This window comes from Ruegeria sp. AB6, from assembly GCF_056542685.1.
The window spans coordinates 114,239-137,193 of record NZ_JBQGAD010000011.1; the positions used below are offsets into that span (position 1 = coordinate 114,239).

Annotated in this window: 20 protein-coding genes and 1 pseudogene; 18 read left to right on the forward strand and 3 right to left on the reverse strand. The window is 57.2% G+C overall.

The genetic code is table 11. From position 1 onward, the window contains the following. Nucleotides 1-2: 2 nt before the first annotated feature. From ACR0DB_RS18950 to ACR0DB_RS18975, 6 genes are read left to right on the forward strand one after another with little or no spacing between them, the layout of a single operon-like run. Complete coding sequence (locus tag ACR0DB_RS18950) at nucleotides 3-974, forward strand: DUF58 domain-containing protein (protein WP_480552507.1); 972 nt, start codon at nucleotides 3-5, stop codon at nucleotides 972-974. Beyond that, nucleotides 974-1,453 carry a DUF4381 domain-containing protein gene (locus ACR0DB_RS18955; protein ID WP_170775062.1) on the forward strand — a complete coding sequence of 160 codons (480 nt, stop codon included), beginning with the start codon at nucleotides 974-976 and terminating at the stop codon, nucleotides 1,451-1,453. The genes ACR0DB_RS18950 and ACR0DB_RS18955 overlap by 1 nt, the downstream gene beginning before the upstream one ends. Then, complete coding sequence (locus ACR0DB_RS18960) at nucleotides 1,450-2,436, forward strand: VWA domain-containing protein (protein WP_170775060.1); 987 nt, start codon at nucleotides 1,450-1,452, stop codon at nucleotides 2,434-2,436. Before ACR0DB_RS18955 ends, ACR0DB_RS18960 begins: the two co-directional genes overlap by 4 nt. Then, nucleotides 2,433-3,962 carry a VWA domain-containing protein gene (locus ACR0DB_RS18965; RefSeq protein WP_480552508.1) on the forward strand — a complete coding sequence of 510 codons (1,530 nt, stop codon included), beginning with the start codon at nucleotides 2,433-2,435 and terminating at the stop codon, nucleotides 3,960-3,962. Before ACR0DB_RS18960 ends, ACR0DB_RS18965 begins: the two co-directional genes overlap by 4 nt. Beyond that, the gene (locus tag ACR0DB_RS18970) at nucleotides 3,959-5,287 is read left to right on the forward strand and encodes a hypothetical protein (RefSeq protein WP_480552509.1); all 1,329 of its coding nucleotides are present in this window, start codon (nucleotides 3,959-3,961) and stop codon (nucleotides 5,285-5,287) included. The genes ACR0DB_RS18965 and ACR0DB_RS18970 overlap by 4 nt, the downstream gene beginning before the upstream one ends. A 17-nt stretch (nucleotides 5,288-5,304) precedes the next feature. Further along, nucleotides 5,305-7,254, forward strand: a complete 1,950-nt coding sequence (locus tag ACR0DB_RS18975) for a multiheme c-type cytochrome (RefSeq protein WP_480552510.1) — start codon at nucleotides 5,305-5,307, stop codon at nucleotides 7,252-7,254. A gap of 169 nt (nucleotides 7,255-7,423) precedes the next feature. Here ACR0DB_RS18975 and ACR0DB_RS18980 read toward each other — a convergent pair whose 3' ends face one another. Continuing rightward, complete coding sequence (locus ACR0DB_RS18980; protein ID WP_480552511.1) at nucleotides 7,424-8,461, reverse strand: helix-turn-helix domain-containing protein; 1,038 nt, start codon at nucleotides 8,459-8,461, stop codon at nucleotides 7,424-7,426. 250 nt (nucleotides 8,462-8,711) lie between these two features. Between ACR0DB_RS18980 and ACR0DB_RS18985 the strand changes: the two genes are divergently transcribed. From ACR0DB_RS18985 to ACR0DB_RS19000, 4 genes are all read left to right on the forward strand, one after another. Next, a complete protein-coding gene (locus ACR0DB_RS18985; protein WP_480552512.1) occupies nucleotides 8,712-10,328 on the forward strand; it encodes a sulfatase-like hydrolase/transferase in 1,617 nt (538 codons plus the stop codon). A gap of 291 nt (nucleotides 10,329-10,619) precedes the next feature. Beyond that, nucleotides 10,620-11,153 carry a porin family protein gene (locus ACR0DB_RS18990; protein ID WP_480552513.1) on the forward strand — a complete coding sequence of 178 codons (534 nt, stop codon included), beginning with the start codon at nucleotides 10,620-10,622 and terminating at the stop codon, nucleotides 11,151-11,153. A gap of 88 nt (nucleotides 11,154-11,241) precedes the next feature. Further along, nucleotides 11,242-12,102, forward strand: a complete 861-nt coding sequence (locus tag ACR0DB_RS18995) for a tyrosine-protein phosphatase (RefSeq protein ID WP_480552514.1) — start codon at nucleotides 11,242-11,244, stop codon at nucleotides 12,100-12,102. 30 nt (nucleotides 12,103-12,132) lie between these two features. After that, entirely contained in the window at nucleotides 12,133-12,834 is a 702-nt protein-coding gene (locus tag ACR0DB_RS19000) for a lipid-binding SYLF domain-containing protein (RefSeq protein WP_170791498.1), read from the forward strand. Nucleotides 12,835-13,084: 250 nt separating this feature from the next. Here the strand turns inward: ACR0DB_RS19000 and ACR0DB_RS19005 are convergent, their stop codons facing one another. Next, nucleotides 13,085-14,383 (reverse strand): tetratricopeptide repeat protein, encoded by a 1,299-nt coding sequence (locus tag ACR0DB_RS19005; RefSeq protein WP_480552515.1) that lies wholly within the window; start codon nucleotides 14,381-14,383, stop codon nucleotides 13,085-13,087. Nucleotides 14,384-14,556: 173 nt separating this feature from the next. On the opposite strand from ACR0DB_RS19005, the gene ACR0DB_RS19010 reads away from it, so the two are divergent. The 6 genes from ACR0DB_RS19010 to ACR0DB_RS19035 all read left to right on the forward strand — a co-directional run bounded on the left by ACR0DB_RS19010 (nucleotide 14,557) and on the right by ACR0DB_RS19035 (nucleotide 20,645). Further along, entirely contained in the window at nucleotides 14,557-16,254 is a 1,698-nt protein-coding gene (locus ACR0DB_RS19010) for a sulfatase-like hydrolase/transferase (RefSeq protein ID WP_480552516.1), read from the forward strand. Nucleotides 16,255-16,303: 49 nt separating this feature from the next. Next, nucleotides 16,304-16,786 (forward strand): hypothetical protein, encoded by a 483-nt coding sequence (locus ACR0DB_RS19015; RefSeq protein WP_480552517.1) that lies wholly within the window; start codon nucleotides 16,304-16,306, stop codon nucleotides 16,784-16,786. 64 nt (nucleotides 16,787-16,850) lie between these two features. Continuing rightward, entirely contained in the window at nucleotides 16,851-17,951 is a 1,101-nt protein-coding gene (locus tag ACR0DB_RS19020) for an alpha/beta hydrolase (RefSeq protein WP_170775043.1), read from the forward strand. 72 nt (nucleotides 17,952-18,023) lie between these two features. Beyond that, nucleotides 18,024-18,497, forward strand: coding sequence for a DUF3300 domain-containing protein (locus tag ACR0DB_RS19025; protein WP_480552518.1), 474 nt, complete (start codon nucleotides 18,024-18,026; stop codon nucleotides 18,495-18,497). Between the two features lie 14 nt (nucleotides 18,498-18,511). Further along, nucleotides 18,512-19,321 (forward strand): hypothetical protein, encoded by an 810-nt coding sequence (locus ACR0DB_RS19030; RefSeq protein WP_480552519.1) that lies wholly within the window; start codon nucleotides 18,512-18,514, stop codon nucleotides 19,319-19,321. A 52-nt stretch (nucleotides 19,322-19,373) separates the two neighbouring features. Then, the gene (locus ACR0DB_RS19035) at nucleotides 19,374-20,645 is read left to right on the forward strand and encodes an MFS transporter (RefSeq protein ID WP_480552520.1); all 1,272 of its coding nucleotides are present in this window, start codon (nucleotides 19,374-19,376) and stop codon (nucleotides 20,643-20,645) included. A gap of 146 nt (nucleotides 20,646-20,791) precedes the next feature. Here the strand turns inward: ACR0DB_RS19035 and ACR0DB_RS19040 are convergent, their stop codons facing one another. After that, nucleotides 20,792-21,586, reverse strand: coding sequence for an IclR family transcriptional regulator (locus tag ACR0DB_RS19040; RefSeq protein ID WP_480552521.1), 795 nt, complete (start codon nucleotides 21,584-21,586; stop codon nucleotides 20,792-20,794). 266 nt (nucleotides 21,587-21,852) lie between these two features. Between ACR0DB_RS19040 and ACR0DB_RS19045 the strand changes: the two genes are divergently transcribed. Together ACR0DB_RS19045 and ACR0DB_RS19050 are read left to right on the forward strand one after the other, a co-directional pair. Further along, nucleotides 21,853-22,617: an SDR family oxidoreductase gene (locus ACR0DB_RS19045; protein WP_480552522.1), complete on the forward strand. Its 765-nt coding sequence runs from the start codon at nucleotides 21,853-21,855 to the stop codon at nucleotides 22,615-22,617. Nucleotides 22,618-22,633: 16 nt separating this feature from the next. Then, a pseudogene (locus tag ACR0DB_RS19050) lies at nucleotides 22,634-22,955 on the forward strand (2-hydroxyhepta-2,4-diene-1,7-dioate isomerase); the annotation flags it as partial.

Below are 22,955 nucleotides of genomic sequence, written 5' to 3' on the forward strand. Positions count from 1 at the left end.
TGATGAACCGAAACGCCTCCCTTCGGCTGGGGCGCGTCAAGCCCCCGCCCGCCGCAACCGATGACCCGCGCGTGCGGGTTGATATCGCGCATTTGCGGGCGCTTGAGACACGTGCCAAGGCGCTGCGGTTTTTACCGCGCCAGCCTGCGCACTCGGTGCTGAATGGCCGCCATGCCTCGCGTCTGCGCGGGCGTGGGCTGAATTTCGAAGAGCTGCGCGGATACCTGCCTGGCGACGATATCCGCGCGATTGACTGGAAAGTAACCGCCCGCGCCGGTGAGCCCTATATCCGGGTCATGACCGAGGAACGCGACCGCCCGACACTGATCGTGGTGGATCAGCGCATGTCGATGTTCTTTGGCTCGGTCCTGAACATGAAATCGGTCACTGCGGCCGAGGCGGCGGCCCTGTCCGCCTACCGGATTTTCGATCAGGGCGACCGTGTGGGCGGTATCGTCTTCACCGACGACAAAATCGCCGAGATTAAGCCGGCGCGCAGTCGGGCCACGCTGTCGCGCTTTGTCGCCATTCTGGCTGAGGCAAATGCACAGCTGCACGCCGAGGCCCCTAAAACCAATCCAATCCGCCTGACCGATGTGTTGCGCGCTGTTGCCCGGATCGCCCCCCGCGATCATCTGATTGTGGTGCTTAGTGATTTCGATGTGATTGATGCAGAAACCGAACGGTTGGTCTCAGGCCTGTCACGGCGCAACGACCTGATCTTGGGACTGATTACGGATCCCTTCGCCAAGGACCTGCCTCGCGATCTGTCACTGATCATCTCGGACGGAGCGTTGCAGGCTGAAATCAAAACATCCGACTCGATACAACATGCGGCGCTGAGAGAATTCGCCAGCTCCCGCTTGGCGCAGGTTCTGGATTGGCAGCGCAGGTTCGGCGTGCCCGTTCTGCCGCTGACAGCGGCCGAGGAAACCCTGCCGCAGATCCGGCATCTGATGGGGCTGGGACCGTAATGAACGAAATGGAAATCCCCACCGGCACTTCGCTGGTCGACCTGCTGGATCAACTGGTTGTGCCAGATCCGCCGCCGCCCGTGTCGATGATGCCGCAAACGGTCGGCTGGGCAGTTGTGGGCGCACTTCTGGCGGCGGCGGCGGTACTTGTGCTGTGGCGCATGATTACCCGGTACCGCGTCAACGCCTATCGCCGCGCGGCGCTGGCAGAGCTGGCGCAGGCCGCGGATGACCCCGCGCAGGTCGCCGAAATCCTGCGTCGCACGGCGCTGGTGGCCTATGATCGGCGCTTGGTTGCCGGATTACAGGGAATGGATTGGATCGCCTTTCTGGAACGCACCGAGGGTGCATCGTGGAATGACGCTCTGCGCCCGCTTTTGCTTGATGCACCCTATCACGGCAACACCGGAGCCTCGCCGGATCTGACCGCGCGCGTCGCCCGCTGGATCAAGGCACATAAGCGCGAGGTGACCTCATGATCCAACTGGCGTTTCCATGGGCTTTTCTGCTTCTGCCACTGCCCTGGTTGATCTGGCGTTTCGTGCCACCGCACAGGGAACGCGTGACGGCGCTGCGGGTGCCCTTCTTCCGTCAGGTCTCGCATGCGCTGGGGCAGGAAACACGCGCCGGATCTGTGGTGTTGGCCCGAACGCGGATACAGATGATCACGGCAGCGTTCTGCTGGGGGTTGATCGTGATCGCACTGGCAGGGCCAGAACGGGTCGGTCGCCCCGTCGAGATCGAAAAATCAGCCCGCGACATGATCCTTGCCATCGACGTGTCTGGCTCGATGGACACTGTGGATTTCACGGATGCACAAGGCGAGAAACGGCAGCGTTTCTCGGCCGTTCAGGATGTTGTACGCGCTTTTGTGCAGGGGCGAGAAGGCGACCGGGTGGCGCTGATCGTATTTGGGTCCAAGGCGTATTTGCAGGCGCCGCTGACCGAGGATTTGCAGACGATCACCGATCTTTTGGACCGCACGCAGGTTGGAATGGCCGGACCCCAAACGGCGCTTGGCGATGCTATCGGGCTGGCGATCCATACCTTCGAAGCCAGTGAGATTGACGAACGCGTCTTGATCCTGTTGTCCGACGGCAGCGACACCTCCAGCCGGATGGACCCGGTGAACGCAGCCGAGATTGCCAAAGACAACCGCGTGACCATCATGACCATCGGCGTTGGCGATCCCGAAGCTTCGGGCGAGGACAAGGTGGATGTCAAAACGCTTGAAGACATCGCTCGCCGCACCGGTGGTCAGTACTTCTTTGCCGCCGACCAGTCCGCCCTGACCGCCATCTATGCCCGAATCGACGAACAAAGCCCGCGTCAGGTCGAAACCCTGTCCTATCGCCCGCGCCAGTCTTTGGCGTGGATACCACTGGGGTTGGCTGCGCTGCTGGGTTGCGCCGCGATGGGATGGTTGTCGTTGGGCCACCGTGGTGGGAGGGCGCAGGCATGAGCGATCTGCTACTGGCCATGTCGGTGTTCCATTTCCTACGGCCGCTCTGGCTGCTGCTGGTGCCAGTGATCGTCGGATTATGGTGGCTCACCCGACGACGTCGGTCCGGGCGTAACACCCTGTCTCAGGGCATCGCGCCGCATCTGCAAGCTGCGATGGAAGTCGGACGCAATCAGGCGCACCGCATTCGGCCCATAGATGGGGTTGCGCTGACTTTGTTGTTGCTCGCCGCGGCGGCTGCAGGACCGACTTGGTCACGGCAACCCAACCCTCTGGTGGCGCAATCCGCGCCGGTGGCAGTGGTTCTGAAAGTCACCAAATCGATGGACGCCATCGATATTGCACCCAGCCGTCTGGAACGCGGCAAGCAAAAGATCCGTGATTTTCTAGACCTGAGGGCAGGGGGGCGATCGGGGTTGGTGGCCTATGCAGGCACCGCGCATGTGGTGGTTCCAATGACCGAGGATACCTCGATCATCCTGCCTTATCTCGAAGGGCTTTCGCCAGACGTGATGCCCAAGGAGGGCGCGGATTTTGCGCAAGCCCTGAGCCGCGCTCAAGCCCTGATCGAGGACGAAGGCGGTGGTGCGTTGTTGCTGGTGGCCGATGGTCTTGATCCGGCGGATGTGAGTGCGGTCGAAACCGCCCCGATGCCGGTTGCGGTTCTGTCCATGCTGCCCGAAAGCACGCGCGACCGGGGGCTTGATGCGCTCGGCAATCGGGTGATCGCTGTGCAGCCCGATGGCAGCGATATCCGGCGTCTGGACCGGACGCTGAATGCCTCATACCGGCAAAGTCTGCTGGAAAACTCTGATGACCCGTGGCTGGATCGTGGGCCGCTGCTGGCGTGGCCTGCGGCACTGTTGCTGCTTTTGTGGTTCCGGCGGGGCTGGACTATGCATTGGGGTGCCGCGGTCTTTGCAATTATGCTGGTGGCACCGGGGCAGGCGCGTGCCGAAGGCCTGGCTGAATGGTTCTGGACGTCTGACCAGCAGGGGCAGCGTGCCTATGATCGCAAGGATTATACGCGCGCCTCTGAACTGTTCAGTGACCCGCTGTGGCGCGGATGGGCCATGTACCGGGCGGGCCGCTATGCCGAAGCCGTGCAGGTGCTGGACCGTGTGGATACCGCACAGGCTGCCATGATCCAGGGTCTTTCAAACATCCGAAATCGGGCTTACCGTGACGGGGTTCGGTCGTTCGAAACCGCTCTGACGCGCGACCCGGACTATCCGGGTGCTGCTGAAAATCTGGAGATCGCAAAACAGATCGTCGCGTATGTCGAAGCCGCGCAAGAGGCGCAGGATACGCAGGACCAGACCGAGCTGCGCGCCGATGACGTGACCTATGACAACGAGGAAAACAAAGGTCAGGAGCTTCAGGTCGACCTGCCGCAAGAGGACGCCGCTGTCGGGCTGCAGAGCGCCGAACAATGGATGAACTCTGTTGATACCGAGACTGGGGATTTCCTGAAAAGTCGCTTCTTGCTGGAAGCGACGCAGGCGGCTGCGGAGGGCGAGCAATGAAACTCTGGCCTGTCTTAGCAGCTCTTTGTACATCAATTGTACCCGATGTCGCGGCGGCGCAAGACCCGTTTCCAGGTTTCAAATCCAACACCGAGATCAAGGCCGAGGAAGACGCCCGCGACGGCAGTGAAGCCGCCACGCCAACCGAGCCCGTCGCGCGGGTCGAAATGTCGGCCATGGACGTCGTGCCCGGTCAGGCGCTGGATATGCGGGTGACCGTTTTGGTGCCGACCTACATGCCCAGCCCTCCGGTGTTTCCGACCTTTGATCAGCCGAACCTGATGATCTCGTTGCCTGAAGGCGGGTCGGGCCCCGTGACTGAGCGTGTGGGCGCCAGCAACTGGTCGGGTGTTAGCAGACGCTACAAGGTGACGCCGATGGTGGCGGGAAATTTTGGGATTCCGTCGCTGGAGATCACGGTTACATGGGCCGACCCCGAGACCAACGCGCCTGTTGAAACGACGCTCTCTCTGGCTGCGCAGAGCTTCACTGCCACGGTGCCTAGTGGGTCCGAGTCGCTTGACCCTTTCATTGCCGCTGAAGCGCTGAGTCTGACGCAGACCGTCGAGGGATCAGCCGAGGCTCTGGAACCCGGCGATACTCTGACCCGCACTATCACTGCTGAAATTACGGGAAGCAGCGCTATTCTGCTGCCCGCGCTTGCGCCCACGGGCGCTTTGCCCGGTTTGGCGGCCTATCCTGACAGCTCGACGGTGCAGGACCGGGAGAATCGGGGAAAGACCGTCGGCACCCGCTCCGAACGTACGGTTTATTTGGCGGAAAGCGGCGCTCAAAGCAGCCTGCCTGTCATCAAGCTGCGTTGGTTCAACACAAACACGGGACAGATCGAAACCACGTCGGTCGAGGCCATCCCCTATAACGTCGATGGCCCGATCTTGCCGCGCGTGGCCGATGCCGACCGGGCGACTCTGATCTATATGGCTTTAACCGTGCTTCTGGGAACTCTGGCCGCCATAGGATTGATCCGCCACAGAGCCCGCAAGCGTGACGCGTCCCTACCGCCCCCGACCGAGGCCAGCCTGTTCCGCGACCTGATGCACACCGTCAAGGCACGGGATCTTCACACCCTCTATGGCGCATTGGACCGATGGGCGGCGATGACACAGGGTGCCGACCCGCGTCGACACACAGACGTCCAGCTTGCCCTGACCAATATCGGTGCCGCCGCCTATGGCCCGCAAGACAGCGAGCCGGGGGCAGCCTGGGCTGCGCTTGCAAGGGCCTTGTCCGCCGCCCGGCACTCGGGCACTCTGACCCGCGCGGCACAGCCTTTGCCCGCGCTGAATCCCACGGGCCCTGCCTGACCGACCGAAGGACTCTGATGCGCCTGCTCATTTCTGCCCTGTTAACCCTTACTGGCCCTGCTGTGCCGGCTATCGCCCAAAGCGCAGATTATGTCGGCTCGGACGCCTGCACCGAATGCCACCGCGCCGAGGCTGATGCCTGGAAAGGCTCGCACCACGCGGGGGCCTGGACTGAGGCCGTACCCGACAACATCCGCGCGGATTTCAACGGGACAACTTTCACGTTGGGCGACATGACCGCGCGGTTTCGGATTGAAGCAGACGGCACCCACCACGTTACCGTGACTGAGCGCGACGGTGTGACAACCGACTACCCGGTGCATTCAGTTGTCGGTGTCGAACCTCTGCAGCAATACTTGCTGGAAACCGAGCCCGGCCGGTTGCAGAGCTTCGACGTGGTCTGGGATACGGAAAAGTCTGAATGGTTCCACCTTTACCCGGATCAGAACGTGCCACCCTCGGACGCGCTGCACTGGACGGGGCCGTACAAAAGCTGGAACGCGCGCTGTGGCGTCTGCCATGCCACCGGGTACGACACCGGATACGACCCGGCCTCGGATACATATCAGACCACTCAGGCCGAGATTGGCGTCGGCTGCGAGGCCTGCCATGGCCCCGGTCGTGATCATGTGGGATGGGCCCAGAGCGCTGGCGAGCCCCCCTTGAACTTTGGATTGTCGGCTGACCTGTCGACACCGCAAGGGCTGATCCAACAATGCGCCGGATGTCATTCCCGACGCGAGGCGTTCTTTGACGGCAACCCTGAACCGGGCACCGCCTATCACGACGCCTACAACCTATCGCTGCTGCGGCCCGGGCTCTATTACCCCGATGGTCAGATCCGGGATGAGGTCTATGTATACGGGTCGTTCCTGCAATCGAAAATGCATGAAAAGGGCGTCACCTGTTCCGATTGCCACGATGCCCATAGCGCCGAAGTCATAGCTGATGGCAACGCCGTCTGCGCACAGTGTCATAACCCCGATGGCAACCCGCGCTTTCCCAGCCTGCCGCCGGCCGAATTCGACAGCCCCGCCCACCATCACCACCCGGAAGGCAGCGCCGGGGCGCAATGTAGGTCCTGTCACATGACAGAGCAGGTCTATATGGGCAATGACTGGCGGGCCGATCATTCCTTCCGCATCCCCCGCCCGGATCTGAGCGCCGAGACTGGCGCGCCGGATGCCTGCACCAGCTGCCACACCGATCAGACCCCGGACTGGGCCGCAGCACGGCTGCGCGACTGGTTCCCAGACAGTTCCAACCGCGGGCCGCATTTCGGGCAGGTTTTGGCGCGGGCGCAGATCAATCCCACATTGGCCTCGGACGATCTGGTGGACCTGGCCCTTGGTGCCAGCAGCCCGGCACTGATCCGGGCGACTGCCATCTGGCTGATCGGCCAGACCGGCGACGCCCAACAGATCGGGCGCATTTCGGATATGGTCAACGCGGCAGACCCCGTGATCCGATCCGCCGCTGTCGAAGCCATGCACAGCCTGCCCGGTCATGAGCGGGTACAGCGAGTGTTGCCCATGCTGGATGATCCCAGCCGCAATGTCCGGATCGCGGCGGCGCGCGGGCTCTATAATGCACCCATCGCGCATTTGCCTGACAAGATTGCGGCCGCGTTCCGTTCGGCGATTGGCGAGTGGCAAAACGCGATGGCTGCGCGGCTGGACTTTCCCGAAACCCATTTGCAACTGGGTGGCTTTGCGTTGACCACCCGCAACCTTCCCGCCGCCGATCAGGCCTTTTCTCGTGCCGTTGAAATGGACCCCATGCTGGTCGACGCCTGGATCATGCGTATCCGCATCGCAGCGGTTTCCGGGCAGCAGGAAAAGGTCGAAGAACTCATCGCGGCTGCCAGTCGCGCCAACCCAGGCGACTTTGCTCTTGAAAGCCTGATCGCCCAACTGACCGGAACCGAGATGAACCTGTTGCCCCCACCCGCCGAGCCGGACGAATAAGTTGACAGGTTCAAAGCGCACAGAATTCCCCTGTTGGTGCTTGCCACCGGAAACATGTTCATGGTGTCCCTTTTAGAGCGTCGCGGGCTGGATGTCGGGTGGTGGGTATCGCCGGGCCCGTGTGTTCCAGCTCTTATAGGACAATTTATTCCGAGGTGCTTGAAGACTGTCACGCTCCGCGTCTCATCTGCGTCTCTGACGGCAATTCGCCAAAAAACAGCCGATAGTCTCGGGCGAATTGCCCCATGTGCCAAAACCCATGTTTGTTGGCTATATCGGCAATTGATTTCGCTCCAGCCCCGTTCAGTAGATCTTCGCGAACACCGTCCAATCGCAGTCGCATATAATATGCTTTTGGACCATACCCGAAGCGTTCGTTGAAAGCGCGGTTCAGGGTGCGCAATGACGCGCCGGTTGCTGCGCACAGGTCTTCGATGGAAACGGGCTCCAGCGCATTGTCGTTCATCATCTCCAAAGCCCGGTTAAGGGCGCGGCGTCTGGTTTGGGCTGAACTCTTGTCTTGATGAATTGCGCTGCTGGTCAGGATGGCTAACACTTTGATCATCAGAGCTTCTTCAACATCTTCGTTCCATGGCTCTTCTGATTGTTTCAACAGATTTGCGATTTCTCGTTCCAGCCAATCCATTCTGCGCGCATTACCATCGGAAATCTGTAGTCGCAGCGCCGGGCCTTCGCTTGCGATAGAATACCCGCAACACTGGGCGAGCTTCTGGAACCGCCGGGTGTTGAAAGAAACGACATTGCCAAAGAAACGTCCCGTAGACACGCCGTCGAAACCATCTTTGTTTCCAAAAGTTAGAAAGGCGTCGTCGTCGAGCGCACATCCTTGCCAGGAATCTATTGTACCTCTGCGGGAAATGCCGAATGTGCTCCAGCCGTCGGGTGAGACGCCGCGTTGGTGAACCGCACCGCTGAGCGAGATGTTCAAAACAGAACATGTCGGGCTAGAGCGCACCGCGATTTGTGTGGACAAAGGGCCGGGGTCAAGCTGGCGAAAATCCATTTCCCAGGGCGTCATCGCGGCAAGGTCATTGGGATGCATCAGATCTAGCACGATCGCAGAAGGGGTCGCTTCAGCGGCCTTGGCATCGTATTCCTGAGGATTTGGCCGATTTTTGATGTGGTCCATTTCAGCATCCTGACAGTTTACCGGTAAAGAAAACAAACTGGAGGGGGGCCAAGTCAAGTGTCGCGTCAAGCTTCCAAGTCGCGCATGGGCAGACCACGCCTGCCAAATGCCGACGCCCGTTCCAAAAGGGTTGTGACCTTTGTCACCCCGCCCGAGTACCGACGCCTAACAGAGCTGGCACATCAGTCCGATCAATCATTATCGGCCCAATGCCACGACCTTCTTGTGGCGGCGTTGCAAGACGTAACCACCAACTGGAGAGCCTGCAGTGACGATTAGTTTGAGATATATGGCGTTGGCCACAACCATGTTTACATTTCTAACCGGGGGGCAGGTTGTTGCGCAAAGCGACCCCATTGTACACGACGGCGAATTCAGCTTTTTGCGTGCTCAGTTTGGAGAGGAGTGGGACGCGCAGGATCTCGAGATCGACGCCAAACTTGCTGAAATTCGTGAGGCCAACGGGGGTAAGCCTCCGAATTTTTTGTATATTCTGATTGACGACATCAGCTTCGGCCAGATGGGCGAGCGAAAGATGAACTATGTGATGGGGATCGAGACACCCAATATCAACGGTTTTGCCCGCGAAGGCATGTCGCTGATGCGGATGTACACTGAACCGTCCTGCACACCGACACGTACAGCTATGTTGACCGGTCGGCATCCGATCCGGGCCGGGGTTGAAGAGGTCAAGGTCGCTCTGGTTGGTGAGGGTTTGCCTGCCAGCGAAGTGACGCTTCCCGAGATTCTGAAAGAGGTGGGGTATAACACATCTCACGTTGGCAAGTGGCATCAGGGCGATATCGAAGAGGCCTATCCCCACAATCAGGGTTTCGACTACGCAGCCTTTCCGCTGCACCAACAGGTGCAGCTAAGTCTGATGACCCGCGAGGCAATGCAGGCCAACAATATGTTGGGATACCATGCCTCGGGTCAGAACAACCAATTTTTGCTGGACGAGCGCTTTAAACCCTACGGCTTGGTGACAGGGGTTGAGGCCGAAGCAGGCGGGCCCGCGCGCGAGGTTGAAATGGCCCCGGGCGAAGAGTGGACACAGGCCAAATATGAAGAGATGAATGAGCGCTATCAGGCGCAAGCGATGGAGCAGCTTGAGCGCGTTGCGGCGCTGGATGAGCCATTCTTTCTGCAATACTGGCCGCTTTACCCGTTGAACTTTGTCTACCCGGATCAAGCCCTCTCGCGCAACGGCGGGTTTCATGCGGACAAGTTGCAGCTTTTGGACGAATGGATCGGAGACGTTCTGGCCAAGCTGGACGAAACCGGTGAGGCCGACAATACCATCGTCATGATCATGGCCGACAATGGCCTGATGTATCATTACGAAGGAACCTCTGGCCTGAACCAATTGATCTATCGCGGCGGCAAAACTCAACATCTGGAAGGCGGGGTGCGCACGGATGCGTTTATTCGCTGGCCCGGTGTGATCGAAGCCGACAGCGCTGCAGGGGACATTTTCCACGTCTCGGATATTTACACCACGATCGCGCGCATTGCCGGGGCGACAGAATTCATTCCGCGCGACCGAGTGATTGACGGGGTCGACCAAACAGCATTGCTGCTGGAGGGTGAAGGTAATGGGCGGCGTGATTATGTTTACGTCTACGAAGGCCCCGTGCTACGGTCGATCGTCAAACAGGAATTCAAGATGCATCTGCCTGCGCCGGGTGCTCCGGGGGCTGCTGCGCCGACCTACAATGTCTATAGGGACCCGCGCGAAGAACATCCGCTAGTTGGGTATTCTCTTTGGGCCGGTGCCTCGTTCCAGGACATGGTCAAGCGACATCAAAAGATGATGGCCAAATTTCCCAACTCGGAAATTGGTAAAGACATTCCCTACGGCGGTATTGAGAACTTGCGTCCTGAAAGTGAGGAAACACGCGACGTGTTCATGAGCTGGCAATAAACCACTCAGCCGGGCGCAGAGCTTGCACCTCTGCGCCCCTCCGCACTTAGAAATTTCACAAAGGCCCTGAAAATGAACAGTACCTTTTTCGCCGGAAAGAGATGGCGCTTGTCTGCGATTGCCTGCGCGTTTTGGGCCGGATTTGCTCTGCCCGCGAAGGCAGATAACCCGACCTGGGATTTTACCGCCTACCTGTATCTCTGGGCGCCCGCATGAAGCGGTGAAACAACCACTGGGAACAGCATCGATGTAAGTTTCAGCGACATTCTGGACAATCTCGACTTCGGGTTGATGGGCGCTGTCAAAGCGCGACGCGCAAAGCTTTCGGTCTTTGTCGATGCACTGTATCTCAACCTGAGCAACGATCAAAATAGTGCCGTCGGTCCGGGTATCCCTGCCTCTTCGGATGTCGATGTCGAAGGGACCGTATTTACGGGCTCGGTTGGATACGATTTGGTTGATGCGCCAAGCACCCTTTTCACAGTTTTAGGCGGGGTAAGAAGCCTGAACCTAGACAATACCGTTGACATCGAAGTCTCCGGCGGCTCGCAACGTGTGTCGGGTAAGATCAACAACTGGGACGTTGTGGTCGGTCTGCGTGGAACACGCCAGTTCAGTGATCGTTGGGGGATGTCCTACTATGCGGATATCGGTGCCGGAGAAAGTGACCTGACAACTCAGCTTAGCTTGGCTGCAAATTACAAGATCAACAATTGGGACCTGGTGCTGGGCTATCGGTATCTCGATTGGAACATCGGTAATTCGCAGGCGATTTCGGATTTGACCTTTGACGGTCCCTTCGTCGGCGCTCGGTTTGATTTCTAAGGTCGAAACGTGACCCAAATCTGAGGTTCACCAAACCCTTGACGGTCATTCCCATCATCACCCTAAGACCACCCGGAAGGAGAAACAAATGACCATTGTACGCGCGGCAATCGTAGCTCTCGCCTTATGCGGGTTGGGGGATGCTGAGCAAACGCAAGCCTCCGAGGATCGCGCCATCCCGATTGAAGGCGTGGCCAATACCAGGGACTTAGGCGGATTGCAGACCAAAGACGGGCGCAGCATTCGAACCGGGCAACTTATTCGTTCCGGTGAAATTGATCGTATGGGTGCCGACGGAATGGCTCTTGTCGAGGATCTGGGGGTTACTTCCATAGTGGATCTAAGAACCACGTTGGAATCGACCGCTGACCCTGTTTTGTGGCCGGATGGACAAGGACCTGAACGCTACAATTTCCCGGTCATGGAACAAGAGGCTCAGATGATCAAAAACATGCGTGCAAGCATCAAGTCAGGGACGGCGACCGAGACGCAAGCGGACACTCTCTTTTTCGAGGCCTTCGGATATATCGCCACTGACTACACAAAAGAATTTCGTGCTTTGTTTGACGTCCTGATCGAGCAACCGGAGGGGGAGGCTGTGCTGTATCACTGCTCGGGTGGAAAAGACAGAACCGGTGTTGCCACTGCCTTGGTGTTGAGCGCGTTGGGCGTCACCCAAGAAGACATCGAGGCAGATTTCATGATGAGCAACGTTCTCAAGGATGCCCGCAACGCATCCGTGAAAATTGCTGATCAAGTGAACGCTGAACGCGGCACGAGCATGACCCCTGAAGCGGTCTGGCCCTCGTTGGGTGTTCGAATGGAGTATTTGAATAACTTCTATAGCAGTGTGAACGAGACTTACGGTTCGGTCGACAATTACCTGCATGAGGGCCTTGGGCTGACAGATCAGGATCTGGAAAAGCTGCGCAATAGATACTTGAACTAATCCGAAGTCAGCTGTGCTATCTGTGACAGCATGTGCTTTTTTGCCAAGTCACTTCGGATGAACAGGGAGGATAAGATGTTGCGTTTCATATTTTTCGCCGCATTTTTGTTTGTTGGCATTTTAGGGTTTCCCACCGAGCAATCCGCATATGCGGAAAACCTTCTGGACAAGGTGACGAAAGGCGTTTCCGACGCGGCCAAAAAGGCAGGTGATGTCGCTGAAACTGCAAGCGAGGCTGTTTTGGACACGACCAGTGGTTTGACCGCGTCCGAAATCGACAATGGGGCAAGTGCCGCACTTGATCAATTGTACAGCAACTCATCCGAAGCCAGAGACTTGTCCGAAGAAGCGATAGCCATTTTGATTTTTCCGAAAGTCACCGCAGGTGGCTTGGTCGTCGGAGGTCAATTCGGTGAAGGCGCTATGCGCGAGAATGGGGTCACAACGGGCTACTACAATATTGCGGGTGCCTCATACGGGTTTCAGGCGGGTGTTCAGCAATTCTCATATGCAATGTTCTTCATGAACGACGCTGCCCTTGAATATTTTCGCAACAACAATGGCTGGGAGGCAGGCACCGGACCGACACTGGTTGGTGGTGATCAAGGCTGGTCTGCTTCCATGGGCACCAATGACCTTCAAGGAGATATCGTTCCAATAGTGTTCGGTCAGGAAGGTTTGATGGCGGGAACTAGTCTTAAGGGGACAAAGATCAGCAAGATCGATAAGTAAAGGCGGAGTTAAACCTTTGGGTTTGCAGCGGATGCTGGTTGTTCTACCGATCTCGGTCATCCCTTTTGTTCTTCGGCAAAAAAGTGTGCCCGCTGTTGCCTATGTGAAGCCCAAACCATGTTTGCGCGATCGACATAGCTCCGAAGCATGTTGGCGGAGTCCGCGTGATCGTAACTGGCCGCGACACGTCTCCGCTCGCTAGCTCAACCCACGCAATCAAAAAAGAAAACAATACTACAATCGAATGGACTTATCGCGAGACCGGATCGATCCATCCAGCAGCCGCCAATTGTCGCAAAACACGTTCGGCATCGGCTATGTCCTCGAACAAGGCTTTTAGGACCTGCGAAACACGGCTTTCCGGCCACGACGTTTGAAACGCAACAACCATTTCCCTAGCTTTTTCATGCTGTCCAGATGCCTGATAGGCAGCGATAAGATGGGCGGTGTTGATCTCGCTTATGGGACCGCCAGAGCGGACCGCTTGCGTCAGGTGAGTGATCGACTTTTGGTATTCACCCGCGTGGAAATACGCATTCCCCAACGTGTTGCGCCAAGGCAGCCCCCGTCCGGGGCGATGTTGATGAAGTTTTGGGTTTGCGTTGGCTATCGCCCGTTCGAAATCGCCCGAAAATACCGAAATTATGGCATCGATTTCAAGCGCGTAAAGGTCATCGGGCTCAAGCTCTAAGGCACGGAGACTGGAGGTTTGCGCTGAAGCAAAATCGCGACGTACCATTTGCGAAAAGGCCCTGGCGGAATGGCTCCAGGATTTGGTCGAATCCAGTTCGAGCGCGCGTTCCGCCAATTCATTAGCTGATTGCATATAGGCCTGACGCATCTCCGCGCTGGGGGACAGCCCGGCAAGAATGGTCGACGCCTGCGAAGCCCCCGCGTAGCTGCCATAGTAGTTCGGGTCCAGTCGCATTGCCTCTTCAAACATGTCCAGCGCGGCTGAAACGCGCACCAGTTCGGGCGCTGGGAATAGCAAGCCCCGCGCCTCTTGGGTCATGTTTCTGGCCAACAGGTTGGTGGGATTATTTTCGAACAACGCGGATCGTGCTTCAGGCGATAGCGCCTCAGGGGTTGTGTCCGTGCGCAAGAAGCTGAAATAGACCGCTGCCGCAAGCCCTGCAACAAGAGTGCCTCCCAGAACCCATTTTACCCGAAATGCGGGACGAGCCCGAGGGGCCGGCTCGGTCGTCTTAGACCTCAGTTCGAAACGAGGGGTGTAGCCCCCCTTGTCGATATAAATACGCACCGGGTCCTCTCGACCTTCGGTGCCATAGTAAAGATCCAACCTTTGGCGCAATCTGGTGGCATCGACCCTGACCACGTTTTCTGGCGCACCATCGGCACATGGGCCTTTGTGGTACACCTCTTCCAGGATCCTTTTTCCCAAAATCATTTCTGGTCGCCCGGCCAGTTCCTGTTCGACCACGTAGGTCAGGAAAGCCCTCAGGCGTTCGGCCCCGCCGAATTCGTCGCTTTCAACAACGCGACGCAGAGCGGCTTGCTTTTCCTCTCTGTCAATTTCGGTCTCAGCCATAGGCGGGTCGCCTCACAGACAATCTGTAACGGTTACACGCCCCAAGTTACATTGTTCGGTGGCGTTTTGCATCATCCAATTGTCTGCACAACCATCTGATGGTTCAGGCTGTTTCGGAAGTTTCCGACCCGCTGGGCGATCAGGGTTCTTGGATCAGAAAACGGGATGATAGCATGACAGAGCCGCGCAATAGCCACACCCTCGCAACCGCGCTGATCGCAGGTATTTCGGTGTTGACCGGCACGCAAGTCGGCGCGCAGAGCGGGCCGATCGTCAGGGACGCCGAATACTACATTCTCGAAGCGCAGAACGGCGAAGAATGGGCGCGCGAAGATCAGGAAATCGACGCTACACTGGCCCAATTTCAGGACGCCAATGACGGCAAGCCGCCGAATGTTCTGTATATCTTGATTGACGATATCGGCTTTGGCGATCTGGGCAGTGAAACCCTGAACATGATCCGTGGATATAAGACCCCTGCGATCAATCAATTCGCCGCCGAAGGTATGCGGCTGGCGCGGATGTATACGGAACCTTCCTGCACACCAACCCGCGTGGCTTTTATGACCGGCCGACAGCCGCATCGGAATGGGATGGGCAACACGCAGGTCGAGTTAGCGGGCTTCGGCCTAGCTGAAGATGAGGTGACACTGGCCGAGCTGTTGTCAGATGCCGGATACAACACCGCCCATATCGGAAAGTGGCACATGGGCGATATCCGCGAGTCCTGGCCAAATTACCAAGGTTTCGATTTTGCGGCTTTTCCGATCCATCAGCAGGGTCAGTTGACGATCTATCACGACGATGCAGCCGACGAGGAGGTCTCGATTGGGATCGGCGACAACAACTATGACGATCTCTATACGATGGATCGTTGGTTGCGCACTGACGCTTCGCGTTTGGCCACTGGAGTGGAAGGCGTGCGCAACGAGGACGTGCGCGAGGTCCATATGGAACCGGGCGAACGTTGGAACGAAGCCAAGTACCATGAAATGAACGTGCGATATCAAGAGCAGGCAATGGAACAGCTACGTAGCCTTGCCGCCAAGGACGAGCCGTTCTTCTTGCAATACTGGCCGCTTTATCCGTTAACCGGACCGCGCACGACAACCAGCGAATACACGACGCCCAATGGCGGTCACTATGTCGAGAAAATGAAGCTGGTGGACACCTGGATCGGCGACCTTTTGGCCGAGATGGAGACGTTGGGCGTCGCCGACAACACCATCGTCATCATTATGGGTGACAACGGGCATTTCACAAAATACGCGCCTCAGTCAGGTTACACGCCCATGATCTTCCGGGGCGGCAAGGGTGCCACGACCGAGGGTGGCGTTCGCGTGGACGCCTTTGTTCGCTGGCCCGAGATGATCCAGGCCGGATCGGTTGTTGGCGATATGGTCCATGTCACCGATCTGTTCACAACGCTAGCGCGTGTGGCTGGGGCCACCGATGCAATTCCGCGGGATCGGGTTATCGACGGCATTGACCAGACGTCCCTGCTGCTGAATGGCGAGGCGCATGGCCGCCGGGACTACGTGTTCCTCTACAACATCGACAAGTTGGAGGCCGTGGTTAAAGAGCAATACAAGCTGGCGATCCCCGGCGGAAACATCGAAAACGCGATCCTCGCGGATTTCTACGACCTGTTTCGCGACCCACAGGAAAAATATCCCGTCTCGACCGAGATCGGTGCCTGGGGCAGCGCGAAATTCGTCAACATGATCCAGCGGCATTTCCTACGCAAACAGAAATACCCCGATACGCCTCCGGGCACCGGTGTCCCTTATGACGGGATCGTCAACCTACGTCCCGAAACCAAGGCTGTTGTCGAGGAGTTCTTCTTCATGCGGCAAACACCCGAACAATAAGTCCCCCGAGACACATCCTTTGAAACCCTATTCCGAGTAGGAGACCGCAATGATCCCGTCTATTTCTAAGAAAACAGCACTCAATACCGTTGCCATCCTGGCGCTTTCCTTTACTCAGATACCTGCGGCCACAGCGCAGACGGCCAATGCCCCCTGCGGAGAAAACCTGCCGCTTTCCGGAAAGATCACCTTTAACGGCCAAAGCTTCTCGATCCTTGTTGGGGTTCGATGGGGCAAAGGTGTTCTGACCTTGAATGACGGGCAAGAGATCCCCTTCTCGGCCAACGGCGTGAAGGCCTTGGAGTCGGGTGCTCGCGTGGGCGAGATTGAGGGTGAGGTATATGGTCTGACCGACCCGCTGGATTTTGTTGGGCAATATTTCGGAGTGGCCGGTGGTGTTGTCCCGGTTCAATCGGCTGGTGATATTACGCTGGTCAACGCTGCGTGCGTAGTGATCGTTGCGCGCCATAAATCCACGGGTGTAAAGCTGTCGGCCCCGGTCGAACAATCCATAAAGATTCAGTTCCAATGACGCCTCCGGGGGGGCGCCCAATATAGCGGCCCCACTCGACAGACCTGTAACAGGACTGGTTTCAATGCGCTTTTTGATCGTCATGCTGCTAAGTGTTTGCGCGGGGTGCGGCGGGCCCCAAAACCTTGTGGGCGTCGAAACCGCAATACCAGTTTCCAGCGTTCCGGAACTCACCCGCCATAGGATCTACATTGCGACGCCGCGCGCTCTGTCTGACGACCCATCCGAGTTCTTTTCAGGCGACCGCGCCTCTGACATGAGCTTTGCTGCTGTCGACGTCACCATCCCCCCGGATCATCAGAAAGGGAATATTGAACGACCGTCATCCCTGCCTGCCGACCCACGCAAGCATTTCGTGATCACAGCACCGCAGTTGTTCAGTGACGGAACCCAATTCCGGCAAGAAGTCAGCCGTTCGGTGCGAGCTTTGCCCCGCAATGATCACGAAGTGCTGCTGTTCGTGCATGGCTATAACACGAACCTGACCAGCGCGGTTTTGCAAATGGCCCAATTCGTCGAAGATTCCGGATACAAGGGGGTCCCGATCCTGTTCACCTGGGCTTCAAGCGGGCAGACCGTCAAATATGTCTACGACATAAACAGCGCCCTGATCGCTCGAGATCACCTGGTCAGCATGTTTTCCGTCATGGAAAGCAGCAACATTGAAGGATACGATCTAGTGGCTCATTCGATGGGCACATTCCTGGTCATGGAGGCCGGGCGGCAGATTTCAATGACGACCGGGCTGAACCCGACGGGGAAGGCCCAAAACGTCGTTCTGGCCGCACCCGATATAGATATAGATCTGTTTCTGACGCAAATTCGCAGGTTTCCGGAACAGTATCGACGGTTCGTCGTGCTTGTGTCTCAAGATGACAAGGCGCTCAGGGCCAGCCAACGGGTCGCCGGCGGTGTCTCGCGTCTGGGACAGATCCCAGCCGAGGATTTGGCCGAACTGGGCGTTAATGCAATCGACCTTAGCGCAGTCAAAAATACGGGCTCATTGGCACATTCGAAATTCAAGGACTCGCCCGAAATCGCGCAGTTGATCGGCACTGCCCTGAGTGAAAACTCAAGTTTTGAATCGGATGTCAGTTTCCCTGTGGGTCGCAAAATTGGCACCGGCATCGACGGGTTGCTGCAAGTTGTGAGGGTGGGCGGATGAATAGACCATCCAGTCGCGCCAGTAACTGCCTTGTCCTCGGCTTCAGCGAATTTCGGAAAAGGAATCCCTGAGATGCGCACAAGATCGACCGTTCTTTTGGCATTTCTATGGATCGCTGCCGTGTTGGTTGCACCCGTCGGAGCAACGGCGCAGAACACAACGACCGAGCAAGCGGCAGAAACAGCGGACGAGGCCCAGTTTACGGCGGAAGAGCTTCAGAAACTTACCGCTCCGGTTGCGCTTTATCCGGGTACGCTGCTGCTTCAGATGCTTTTCGCGGCGACCTACTTGCTTGAAGTGTCCAAGGCAGATCAGTTTGTTCAGGATAACGCGGGCCAACAGCCGGACGCCCGCAAGACGCTGATCGAAGAACAGGGTTGGGATGGCAACGTGACAGTGTTGGCCACCGCATTCCCGGAAACACTGAAGAAAATGGCCGCACATACCGAGTGGACCGAAACGATCGGGGCCACAACCCCGGCCAACGCGTGGTGCAGACGACCCGCGGCGCAGATAGTCTGTCACATGCAAAATGACGCTGGTTGAGGAGAAATTGAAACATGCATCGGAAAAATTTGTCCGAAACACACCGGAGTAGCCATCAGGGAAAACGTACCCAGATCGCAGCATGGAAGCCTGCAGTCGCCTTGGCGCTGACTTTTGCACCTTTTTCCGGACAGGCTCAGGAGGCGGCATCCGGGTGGGATTTCGCGCTGACCCCATATCTTTGGATGCCCAGTCTGAATGGCGATGTATCTCCGGGGCCGCGAGCGCCGACATTGGGTGTCGATGCGTCTTTCAGTGACCTGCTGGACGAGCTGGAAATCGGTTTCATGATTGCTGGATCAGCAACAAAGGACAGGTTCGGTATCTTCGGTGATCTTCAATATTTCGATTTCGACTCGGACGCTTCAACACCTGGCCCGGCATTTAGCTCAGCCGTTATCGACACGGATATTCTGATCGCAACGCTTGGCACAGAATACGTGGCACTAGCAACTCAAGCATCCGAATTGAAACTGGCTGTTGGCTTTCGGTATTATGACGTATCCATTGACGGCTCGCTAAGGGCCGGAACAGTTCCGGGCCGTGAGGTCAGCGGAGGGGACGATTGGTTCGATGGTATCATTGGTCTTCGCGGTCAATCGTATGTTTCAGAAGACTGGTATGTGACTGGTTGGGCATTTGTCGGAGGTGGGGGGTCGGATTTCACCTCGGATGTGTTCGGCGGTTTCGGCTACCGGGTAAGTAACACCGTGGATGTGGTCGGTGGCTACCGGTACTTCTCTGTCGATCGCGAGGATGGAGACGGGTTCGTCTATGACGTTGAACAGCACGGTTTGCTCATTGGAGTGAAATTCAAGCTGTAGACAACGACAACTGTCGTCGGGGCCGTAGCTTGCAAACCAATATGAGGCTGAAATGACAATATCCATTGTGTCTCTGCGTTCGTTGTTTGTGTCCATTGGAATGATCCACCTGTCGACGGCGGCTTTGGGCACCTTGGTGTCATTGCGCATTGCGGATTCCGGTGGCAGCCAAGAGGCAGCGTCTTTCGTCGCTGCAAGCTATTCTCTGGGTTTCTTGCTTGGGTGTTTTTTTGTCTTTCGGCCTTTGGCCCGGATTGGTCACATACGGGCATTTGCAGCCTCGGCGGCATTGTGCAGCCTGTGTGCCCTGTTGTTGTCGATCTCAGAAAACACCTTTGTCCTGATTGCTGCGCGATTTGCGACCGGATTGGCTACGGCCAGTCTGTATTCCATTGGGGATGCGTGGATCAACGACTCTGCACCCGCAAATAGCAGAGGGCGCATCCTGTCCATCTACTACATCGTTTTGGGTGTGACCTCTGTCGCAAGCCAGGCCTTTATCATACTGTTCTCGGGCGATTTGTCCGAAGCGTTTGTGATGATGTCCGCACTTTATTCGATTGCGATCATCGTTCTGGTGCCGACTCGAACCTCTCCCCCCAGTGTGCCTGCGCACGCGCAGTTGCGCCTTATCGCGTCCTTCCGGGAATCCCCAACCGCGTTCATCGGAGTGTTTGTGAACGGCTTCGTATTGGCGCTGCTGCTGACTGTTTTGCCTTATCAGGCTTCGGTCGCAGGGATGAGCGCAAATATGATCGCGTTTGTCGTGGCAGCCTTCTACTTGGGACGTATTCTGTTTCAGTTCCCAATCGGCCACGCATCAGATCGAATGGACCGCCGCTATATGATCGCAGCGATGTCACTGAGCGCCGCCTTGACCGTCATGATCCTGTCAATTGCCTCACGCAACGAGGGGTTTACAATCGCCGGGGAAAGCGGGCTCGTGCTGCAAGTTGTCATGATAATCGGCTCTGTGTTTCTGGGAGGACTGATCATGCCGCTCTATTCGGTCCTTGTTGCGCATGCCATGGACCGTACAGTTCCTGTTTATGTAGGCGCCACAGCTGTCACCTTGTTGTTTGTTTACACCGTCGGCAGCGTGGTCGGGCCAATTTTTGCGGGGATCGGATCTCTTCTTGGCAGTGACAGAGCGGTCCAATGGATGTGTTGGGTGCTGATGCTGGTCGCTGGTATGTTCACCGTTGTCCGCCTCAAAATGCGCGAGAGCGTCCCCCACGCTGAAGCAGCCAGTGGGGTAGCCGCGTCTCCGACGTCGGTGTCCATATCCCCAGAAACAAAAAGGCCCGAGCATTCGCGTTTCTAAGCGATTTCTGAAGGAAACTTTGCGTCGGTTTAAGCCGGTAACAAGTCAACGGCAGTCGGCCGAGGGCTGCCGCAATTACTGCACCGGGTACCCTGCGTCCGTTGTTGGGTCAGCGGAGCTTCAATGGGGTCACATAACCTTTCCCGTCAATGCTCGGTCAGTAAACTGCTTTCGCCAGAGTAGAAATTGGTAAGCTCGTCGGCCAAAGACTGATACAACAGATGTACTTCATCCAACGATGGCACGTCTAACTTGTCGATACGCTCGACATAGGGGCAGTTCACGACACAAATTGGCACACGTTCACGGTCGAAGACGGGAAAGGCAAGGTTCGTGACGCCCACTGCTGTTGCAGATGGCATACGCTCGTAACCAACTTCCCGAATACGGCTCACATGCTCTAGGAACTCACTGCGGTCGATTTCCGGTTCTCCCTGTGCCAACCGATGCATATCCAGAAGTTCTTCGATCTGCTGGTCACTTCGAAACGCAGCCAAAACGCGGCCACTACCTGTGTTGCTTAGGCCAATGACAGTGCCCACGCGCAACGAAAACACCCAATTTCCTGGGGCCGAAACCGAAGCAACGACGACGATGTCTCCATTGCTTTCCATACCAAGGTGACAAGACTGCCAGGCAAGTCTGGTGACTGCGCGCATTTTGGGGGAGGCAACCTCCATCAGGCGTTCAATTGGTGGATGCCCCTGGGACACTGCGAACATTTTCAGGCTTAGGGAGTAAAGATCACCGTACTTCGATCGAACGACATACCCCCGCCGCACCAATGTGGATAGCATTCGGTAAATTTCGCTTTGCGAACGTTGCAAGGCTCGTGCAATTTCACCTTGCGATATTCCGTCGCCGTGAAGGGCAAGAAGCTCAATAATATCAAGTCCTTTTTCTAACGCTGGAGCGCGGTATTTCCCGGACGAATTTGCCACTTTGCCCTCCTGGTCAGGTCGATGAGTCTGAGCGTTCAATCATCGCTTGGGTCGTAATCAGAAGTCAATGTTGATTTATAAATGAAAGTATGATTTGCATTTAAATAACGCAGTGGGGAGGAATCGTGGTAGAAAAGACCGCCCAAGCCAAATTCCAGAGCGCTGACGCATTGCCGGTCTGAGCAAGGCTGAAGCCAGTGTTAAACTCAGGCTAAAGACGGCTGGCTTTGATCGCTCACACCGGCCAACACCTAAAATCTGAACTAATGATCGAGATCGATATGAACCCAACTCAGGGCCGAATGGCCGGAAAAAAAGCTTTGGTTACCGCTGCGGGGCAAGGCATCGGACGCGCCAGCGTCGAGAGGTACGTGGCCGAGGGCGCTCAGGTGATAGCTTGCGACATCAACGACGACACCTTGGCTGAACTGGCCGAATTCGAAGGTGTCACCGCGTTGAAGCTGGATGTCACAGACGCGGATGCAGTGACAGAAGCGGTGGAGCAAACCGGTCCTCTGGATGTTCTGTTCAACTGCGCAGGCTTTGTGGGTGCGGGCTCGATCCTGGATTGTGACGAGGGCCAGTGGGATTTCAGTTTTGATCTGAACGTCAAGGCAATGTACCGGCTGGCCAAGCTGGTGCTGCCGGGCATGTTGGAGGCCGGCGGGGGGTCGATCATCAACATGTCCTCGGTTGCGTCTTCGATTAAGGGTGTGCCGAACCGGTTCTCGTATTGCACGTCCAAGGCGGCGGTGATCGGGCTGACAAAGTCAATTGCGGCGGATTTCGTGACACAGGGCATTCGCTGCAACGCAATTTGCCCCGGAACCGTAGACAGCCCCAGTTTGCATGACCGTTTGCGGGCAACCGGTGACTACGATCAGGCACTGAAAGACTTTATCGCGCGGCAACCGATGGGGCGGATTGGCCGCGCAGACGAGATTGCAGCGCTGGCGACCTATCTGGCCAGCGATGAAAGTGGATTTACCACTGGACAGACTTTCGCCATCGACGGCGGCTGGACCGTGTAAGCAAGGAGAGACTTAGATGAAACTGCTGCGTTATGGCCTTGCTGGTCAGGAAAAGCCGGGGCTGCTGGATGGAAACGGCGCGATCCGTGATTTGTCGGGCACGATTGGAGACATCTCGGGCGAGGTGTTGTCCGATGCCGGTCTTGATGCTTTGCGAGCGATCGACACGGCAACCTTGCCGTTGGTCGAGGGCAACCCGCGCATCGGGGCCTGTGTGGGCCAGGTGGGCAAGTTCATCTGCATCGGTCTGAACTATGCCGACCACGCCGCCGAAAGCGGCATGGAGCTGCCCGCCGAACCAGTCATCTTCTTCAAAGCCACATCCGCCATCATCGGTC